Annotated in this window: 7 protein-coding genes; 2 read left to right on the top strand and 5 right to left on the bottom strand. The window is 68.1% G+C overall.

Going from position 1 to position 7267, the window contains the following annotated elements; translation table 11 throughout:
- The 4 genes from AC1D15_RS12665 to AC1D15_RS12650 form a co-directional block, all read right to left on the bottom strand.
- On the bottom strand, positions 1-1328 hold a 1328-nt coding region (locus tag AC1D15_RS12665), incomplete at its 3' end, for an ABC transporter transmembrane domain-containing protein (protein WP_477826247.1).
- 85 nt (positions 1329-1413) lie between these two features.
- On the bottom strand, positions 1414-2643 hold the full coding sequence (locus AC1D15_RS12660; protein ID WP_477826246.1) for a glycosyltransferase family 4 protein: 1230 nt from the start codon (positions 2641-2643) through the stop codon (positions 1414-1416).
- 158 nt (positions 2644-2801) lie between these two features.
- Positions 2802-3755, bottom strand: coding sequence for a hypothetical protein (locus AC1D15_RS12655; RefSeq protein ID WP_477826245.1), 954 nt, complete (start codon positions 3753-3755; stop codon positions 2802-2804).
- An 18-nt stretch (positions 3756-3773) separates the two neighbouring features.
- On the bottom strand, positions 3774-4163 hold the full coding sequence (locus tag AC1D15_RS12650) for a hypothetical protein (protein ID WP_477826244.1): 390 nt from the start codon (positions 4161-4163) through the stop codon (positions 3774-3776).
- A gap of 179 nt (positions 4164-4342) precedes the next feature.
- Here AC1D15_RS12650 and AC1D15_RS12645 point away from each other — a divergent pair, with 179 nt between their 5' ends.
- Positions 4343-5365 carry an aldo/keto reductase gene (locus AC1D15_RS12645; protein WP_465111011.1) on the top strand — a complete coding sequence of 341 codons (1023 nt, stop codon included), beginning with the start codon at positions 4343-4345 and terminating at the stop codon, positions 5363-5365.
- 10 nt (positions 5366-5375) lie between these two features.
- Positions 5376-6293 carry a dihydrodipicolinate synthase family protein gene (locus tag AC1D15_RS12640; protein WP_477826243.1) on the top strand — a complete coding sequence of 306 codons (918 nt, stop codon included), beginning with the start codon at positions 5376-5378 and terminating at the stop codon, positions 6291-6293.
- Between the two features lie 73 nt (positions 6294-6366).
- Here the strand turns inward: AC1D15_RS12640 and AC1D15_RS12635 are convergent.
- On the bottom strand, positions 6367-7267 hold a 901-nt coding region (locus AC1D15_RS12635; protein WP_477826242.1), incomplete at its 5' end, for a substrate-binding domain-containing protein.

Here is a 7267-nt window from a genome sequence, read left to right as displayed (position 1 = left end):
GCCTGCTGGAACTGGCTCCACAGGCCAACGATGCGCAGCACCGGCTGGCTCAGCTTGCCGGCGAACATCTGGAAGGCCACCAGCATGCCGATCGTGAAGCTCGGCTCGGTCATCACCGTGTACGCACCCACCATCAGGATCAGCAGCGTCTGCACCTGGTCCAGCGTGGTCGCGAAGATGTTGTAGGTGTTGGCCGTCTGCTTGGTCTTGAAGCCCGACTGCAGGTAGCTCGCCAGGTAGCCCGCGAAGCGCTGCCGCAGCTGCGGCTCCATCTGCAGGCTCTTCACCGTCTCGAAGCCGGCGATGTGCTCGGTGACGAAAGCCTGGTTGCGCGCGCCCAGCAGGAACTGCTCGTTCAGCCGCGCCTGGAACAGCGGCGCGATCACGACGCTCACCACCGCGATCACGCCCAGCACGCCGAGCGAGATGCAGGTCAGCAACGCGCTGTACCAGAACATCACGCCCAGGCAGATCACGAGGAACGGCAGGTCGAGCACCAGCCCGACCGCTGCGCCGGAGACGAACTCGCGGATCGTCTCCACCGCGTGCAGCCGCGCCGCGACGACGCCGGTGGGCCGGTGCTGGAAGTAGCGCAGCGGCAGCCGCAGCAGGTGCTCCCAGATCGCCGCCCCCAGCACCGCATCGACGCGGTTGCCGGTGTGCAGCACCAGGTACTGCCGCACCCAGCTGAGCAGGCTGGTGAACACGGTGAAGATCAGCATCGCGATGCCGATCGCGATCAGCGTGCTCTCGGTGCGGTGCACTACCACCTTGTCGATGATGGCCTGCGTGAACAGCGGCGTGGCGAGTGCGATCAGCTGCAGCGCGAGCGAAGCGAGCAGCACATCGCGCCACACCTGGCGGTGCTTCATCAGCTCGGGCACGAACCAGCGGAAACCGAAGCGCGGTGCCCCGGCCGCACCATCCGGATCGGCCGCGGCCGCAGTGACCGGCACCGCCAGCCAGGCCACGCCGGTGATCGCCTGCGCGAACGTCTCGGCGTCGAGCTCGTTCGCCGTCGCGCTGCCGGCCTTGAACAGCACCACCTTGCCGTCGACCGCGGCGGTCACGATGCCGAACACCGGTGCCGCGTCGTCCGTGGCATCGGCCTTCAGTGCCACCAGCAGCGGGAACACCATGCGTTCGAGACGCGCAGGCTTCAGCGTGACCTGCCGGATCTTCAGGCCGAGCGCACGGCCGGCCGCGATCACCGTCGCGTGCGTGCACGGCGGCGGAAACTCGCGAGCCACCAGTTCGGCCGCGAACGGCTGGCGGTGCAGGGAACAGATCGATCCCAATGCCCACAGCAGCTGCTGTTGCGACACCACTTGTGGCGCCCCTCCCCTCGTCCTCGTCATGGAGGCTTACTCCCGTTCTTGTGAAGGTCAGTCTATCCGGCGCAGTGCCGATTCCTCACGAAACCGGCACCACCACTTGGGGGGATGACGCGCTCAGCAAGGCGTCGTAGCCGGCGAGGCCGGCCTGCATCGAATAACGCTGCGCGAGTCGTCGCGCAGCAAGCCGGCGTGCAGCCCACGCGCTGCCGCCCTCGAGCGCGCCCGCCGTGGCTTCTGCGATGCGTTCCACATCGAAGAACGGCACCAGCGCCCCCGTCTCGCCATCGATGACAACCTCGCGCACCGGTGCGGTGTCCGAGCCGATGATCGCCGCGCCGCAGGCCATCGCCTCGAGCAGCGACCAGCTCAGCACGAACGGGTAGGTGAGGTACACGTGCGCCGCCGACACCTGCAGCACCTTCAGGTACTGGGCGCGCGGCAGCTTGCCGGTGAAGTGCGTGCGGGCAGGATCGAGCTTCACTTCCTGCAGCATCTTCTCGCGCCAGTTCGTCGCATCGCGCACGCGCTTGCCGTAGCTCACGCCGTCGGCGCCGACGATGATCGCGTGGCACTGCCTGTTCTGCTTCTGCAGCCGCTCCAATGCGCGCATGAAGACATGGAAGCCACGGTAGGGCTCGAGGTTGCGCGCCACGTAGGTGATGACCGGGTCGCCGGCCTTCAGCACGGCGCCGCTGCGCGTGCGAACCGTGGCCTGCGCATCGGGCGCCAGGCTGTCGGTGTCGATGCCTTCGTGCTGCACGCCGATCTTCGGCAGGAAGATCTCCGGGTGGCGGCTGCGCTGCCAGTGCGTCGGGCTGACCGCGGCATCGCAGTTGGTCAGGTTCAGCGTGTGCAGCGCGTTCCAGGTGCGGATGCGTGCGCGGTCGTCGAAGCTGATCGGAAACTCCGGGTCGAAGCCCAGGTCCTGGCCGTCGGCGTTGTAGTACCACTCGCACAGGTGGATCAGGCGCGCGTCGGGGAACACGTCCTTCGCATACAGCGTCTCGCCCCAGCCCGGGTGCGCGAGGATCACGTCGGGCCGGAAGCCCTGATCGCGCAGCTTCAGCATCGCACGCGCCGCCGCCTGGCCGTGCAGCGTGGCCGATTCCATCTGCCGCAGGTAGCCGTGCTGCTGCGCATGCGGTGCGCGCGCCAGCTTGTAGTGCAGCAGGCCGTCGAAGCCGGGCAGCCCCGGCGCCGTCTCGCGGCCGAGCGCACGCACCTCCCAACCCGGGCGACAGGCCCACGCCGTGACGAGCTGGCCGAACTGGCCAGGGAAGTTCTGATGGATCACCAGCAGGCGCATCTCAACCTGCGCCGCCTCTGAATGAGCCACCCACCGTGGCCGTGGCCTGGCCTCGGGGCCGACGACTTCCGTCACGCACTTTTCCTGCTCCCTGTGAACCGGTTCAGTCTAGCCACGGCACGCGCAGTCGCAATGCCCCTCCGAAGGGGGAAGCCACATCACGGCCCAGGTCCACCCTGCTCCTCCGCCTTCGATGGCCGAAGCCGCTTCGAGGCGAAATCCCACATGCGCTCCTCCACCTTCGGGCATCGCGGCCCAAACATCCTTGCCCATGCCCAAGGATCCAGGAACTCCCGGGTGCGCCCTTCCCTGGTGTCCACGAGATACCCTCTTCGTTCCGCGACGACCTCCTGGGTTCGCAGATCGATGGCCTTCAGCGCACCTCCGGCAATCCAGTGCTCGCGATCGTCGGGTGTGGAGATGTCCTCCCACGTCAAGCCATAGCGGGCCGTGAACGCAGCGATGGCTGTGCGCTCCACCTTGAACTCGTAGATCGCCGGGCCGGGATCCCTGCCACCGCTGCTCGTCCTGTACCACTCTCTTTCAGCCGGGGTTCGCTTTCTCACCAGCGCGAGGGTCGCCGTGTATCGATACCGCTTTCCGTCGCGCGGATCCACGGTCTCGACGAAGCGGTAGCCGCTCGCGTATTGCCTTGCCTCCGGCCGATCGAGCCCGGCGCCGCTCGTCGCACGCAGAAGAATCCTGATGCAGTCGTCCCCGCTGCAATCCCTGCCATAGGGATCGTCCAACGCGAACTGATCGGCACCCACGTTGACCGGACGCCACGTCATCCAGACGATTCCGTCGACATCCTCGACGACGCGGTAAACCTGGTCTCCAGCGGTCCTGCAGCGCCTCTGGAAATGCGCCATGGCGGCTGCGCGTCTCGCGCTCTGCTGGTCGAGCCAATGATTGCGCTCGACGACATGCGTCGCCACGGGATACGCGAATGCGGCCATGACCCCGGCGGCGCAGCCCCACTTCATCCAGCGGCGCTTCGGCAACCAGTACACGACGGTCGCGACGGCCAGTGCCAGGATCCAGTACAGCGGCCCGAGGACTTTGAGGGTGACGCCGAACGATGTCGCGTCGAATGGCGTTTCGGGATTCATCTTCGAACCCTCGCGTCGTCATCTGCCGCGAGACTCGCCCGGCTCGACGGGTGTGGGCTCGACCAGCTCATCGTCAGCCTGCCGGCACAGGCCCAGGCGACAGGCACACAGCCCGCAATCGCAGTTCACGTCGACCACCTGCATCGCCGGCCTGCAGTCGTGCGCGGCAGCCGCCACGCTCACACGGCTTCGGCACGAAGGGCAGCACTTCCGGTTCAAGCCCAGGTAGGCGCCCTGCAGGTGCGAGCGGGCCAGGCTGAAGGCCAGGCCCTTGGCCTGCAGGTAGACGCGCTCGGCGCGTCGTTCGGCACACCACGCAACAGCGTCCATCACGAACGTCATCGCACACACCACGACCAGGGCAACCAACAACGACAGCGCCGCGGCGACCTGTGTCCAGTTCTCCATACCGTCTCCTTTTCGACACCGGGTTGCACTGCTCGATGGCGTCAATCGGACCAGTCTAGAAATCAACTGTGCAGAATGTTTGCACGCGGTATGCATGGCCTCTTCACAGCCACATCCCTGTTGTCGTCGGGTCTACCCGCGGCAAGGCAAACTGCACGCCCCCGTTGATGGAGATTCGAATGGAACATCGCAGACTCGGCTCGAGCGGCTTCAAGGTCCCCGTCCTCAGCCTCGGCACCGGCACCTTCGGCGGCGGCGGCGAGTTCTTCGGCGCCTGGGGCAAGACCGATGCCGACGGCGCACGCCGCCTGCTCGACATCTGCCTCGAGGCCGGCCTGAACATGTTCGACAGCGCCGACGTGTACTCCGCCGGCGCGGCCGAACAGGTGCTCGGCCAGGCGATCGCCGGCCGACGCGACAAGGTGATCGTCTCGACGAAGGCAACCTTCCGCCTCGGCAGCGGGCCGAACGATGTCGGCTCGTCGCGCCACCACCTGCTCGATGCGGTGCACGCATCGCTGAAGCGGCTCGGCACTGACTACATCGACCTGTTCCAGCTGCACGGCTTCGATGCGCAGACGCCGGTCGAAGAGACGCTGCGCACGCTCGATGACCTGGTGCGCGCCGGCAAGATCCGCTACCTCGGCGTGTCGAACTTCTCCGGCTGGCACCTGATGAAGTCTCTCGCCGCATCGGAGCGCCTGGGCATCTCGCGCTACGTCGCGCACCAGGCCTACTACTCGCTGATCGGCCGCGACTACGAATGGGAGCTGATGCCGCTGGCGCTCGACCAGGGTGTCGGCGCGGTCGTGTGGAGCCCGCTCGGCTGGGGCCGCCTCACCGGCAAGATCCGCCGCGGCACCGGGCTGCCGGCACAGAGCCGCCTGCACAAGACCGCAGAGTTCGGCCCGCCGGTGCCCGACGAGCAGCTGTTCCGCGTGATGGATGCGATCGACGCCGTCGCGAAGGAAACCGGCAAGAGCGTGCCGCAGATCGCACTGAATTGGCTGCTGCAGCGGCCCACGGTCGCGAACGTGATCATCGGCGCGCGCGACGAGGCCCAGCTGCGCGACAACCTCGGCGCGATCGGCTGGTCGCTGAGCGCGTCGCAGATGAAGCAGCTCGACGAGGCCAGCGCGGTGACCCGGCCGTACCCGTACTGGCACCAGGCGCCGTTCGAACGCAACCCGCTGCCGGTGTGAGGAGACGAACATGGCTGCGCGATACCAGGGCGTGTTCCCGGTGGTGCCCACCACCTTCACCGACAGCGGCGAGCTCGACCTGCCGAGCCAGAAACGCTGCGTCGATTTCATGATCGATGCCGGCTCGACCGGGCTGTGCATCCTCGCGAACTTCTCCGAGCAGTTCGTCATCGCCGATGCCGAGCGCGAGTTGCTGACGACCACCATCCTCGAGCACGTGGCCGGCCGCGTGCCGGTGATCGTGACGACCACGCACTTCAGCACGCGGCTGTGCATCGAGCGCAGCGTGCGTGCGCAGCAGCAGGGCGCGGCGATGGTGATGGCGATGCCGCCCTACCACGGCGCGACGCTGCGCGTGCCCGAGGGCCAGAGCATCGAGTTCTTCTCGCGGCTGTCCGAGGCGCTGGCGATTCCGATCATGGTGCAGGACGCTCCCGTCAGCGGCACCACGCTGAGCGCGGCCACGCTGGCGCGCATCGCACGCGAGACGGCGAACGTGCGCTACTTCAAGATCGAAGTGCCGCAGGCGGCAGCCAAACTGCGTGACCTGATCGCGCTGGGCGGCGATGCGATCGAGGGCCCGTGGGACGGCGAGGAAGCGATCACGCTGCTGGCCGACCTGGATGCCGGCGCGACCGGCGCGATGACCGGCGGCGGCTTCCCCGACGGCATCCGGCAGATCGTCGATGCGTACGCGGCAGGGAATCGCGAGGCAGCCGTCGCGGCCTATGCGCGCTGGTTGCCGCTGATCAACTTCGAGAACCGCCAGGGCGGCTTCCTGAGCGCGAAGGCGCTGATGAAGGAGGGCGGCGTCATCGCGTGCGATGCGCCGCGCCACCCCTGGCCGCCGATGCACCCGGCCACGCGCGCCGGGCTGCTCGATGCGGCGCGGCGGCTGGATCCGCTGGTGCTGCGCTGGGGCAGATGATCCGTTCGGCCACCCGGGCGAACAGCTTTTTCCCGTTCGGGCTGAGCCTGTCGAAGCCCTGGTGGCAAGCGCCTCAGCGCTTCAACGGCCGCGTCGATTCCCGCGTCACGAGCAGCGGCGGCGGCAGCGCGCCGTCCGGCACCTCGCCGCGCAGCATCGCCAGCACGGCCTGCGCGCCAAGCTCGCCGAGCTGGTACACCGGCTGGCGGATCGTGGTCAGCGGCGGGATCGAATACTGCGAGCCCGGCAGGTCGTCGAAGCCGACCACCGACACGTCGTCGGGCACGCGCAGGTTGCGCCGGTACAGGCCGAGCGCCGCGCCATACGCCGTCTGGTCGTTGGCCGCGAAGATCGCGCTGAAGTCGGTGCGCGACTCCATCAGGTGGCTGATCGCCTTCAGCCCGCCCGCCTCGCTGAAATCGCCCTGCACCACCAGGGCAGGGTCGTACGCGATGCCGGCCTCCTTCAGCGCACGGCGGTAGCCTTCCTTGCGCTCGCGCGCATCGGCATGGTCGCGCGGGCCGAGGATGTGCACGATGCGCCGGTGGCCCAGCTCGATCAGGTGCCGCGTCGCCATGCGCGCGCCTTCGACGTTCGCGAAGTTCAGGCTGAACAGGCCGGGGCCCGAGAGCTTGCGCCCGGTCACCACCGTCGGCACGCGCCGCGCCACCTCCATCAGCGTCTCGTCCGGCAGCCGGCCGGTGAAGACGATCATGCCGTCGACGCGCCGCGACAGCAGCAGGTCGATGCACTTCTTCTCGTCGACCACCGTCCAGTGGCCGCTCGCGAACAGCGGCATGTAGCCGGCCGCGCCCAGCACCGCCTCGATGCCGCGCAGGCCTTCGCCGTAGAACGGGCTGTCGATCGACTGCGTGACCACGCCGATGCTCAGCGTGCGCCCGCCGGCCAGGCCGCGCGCCACCGGGTTCGGCATGAAGCCCAGTTGCGCGATCGCGGCATCGACCGCCTGCTGC

This window comes from Rhizobacter sp. P2_H2, assembly GCF_056403375.1.
The sequence above is the reverse complement of the archived record's forward strand: the minus strand, read 5'-3'. Positions and strand labels throughout refer to the sequence as shown.

Coding starts and splice junctions, on each gene's coding strand:
- AC1D15_RS12660 (WP_477826246.1), bottom strand. CDS start 2,643: ATGCGCCTGCTGGTGATCCATCAGAACTTCCCTGGCCAGTTCGGCCAG.
- AC1D15_RS12640 (WP_477826243.1), top strand. CDS start 5,376: ATGGCTGCGCGATACCAGGGCGTGTTCCCGGTGGTGCCCACCACCTTC.
- AC1D15_RS12655 (WP_477826245.1), bottom strand. CDS start 3,755: ATGAATCCCGAAACGCCATTCGACGCGACATCGTTCGGCGTCACCCTC.
- AC1D15_RS12650 (WP_477826244.1), bottom strand. CDS start 4,163: ATGGAGAACTGGACACAGGTCGCCGCGGCGCTGTCGTTGTTGGTTGCC.
- AC1D15_RS12645 (WP_465111011.1), top strand. CDS start 4,343: ATGGAACATCGCAGACTCGGCTCGAGCGGCTTCAAGGTCCCCGTCCTC.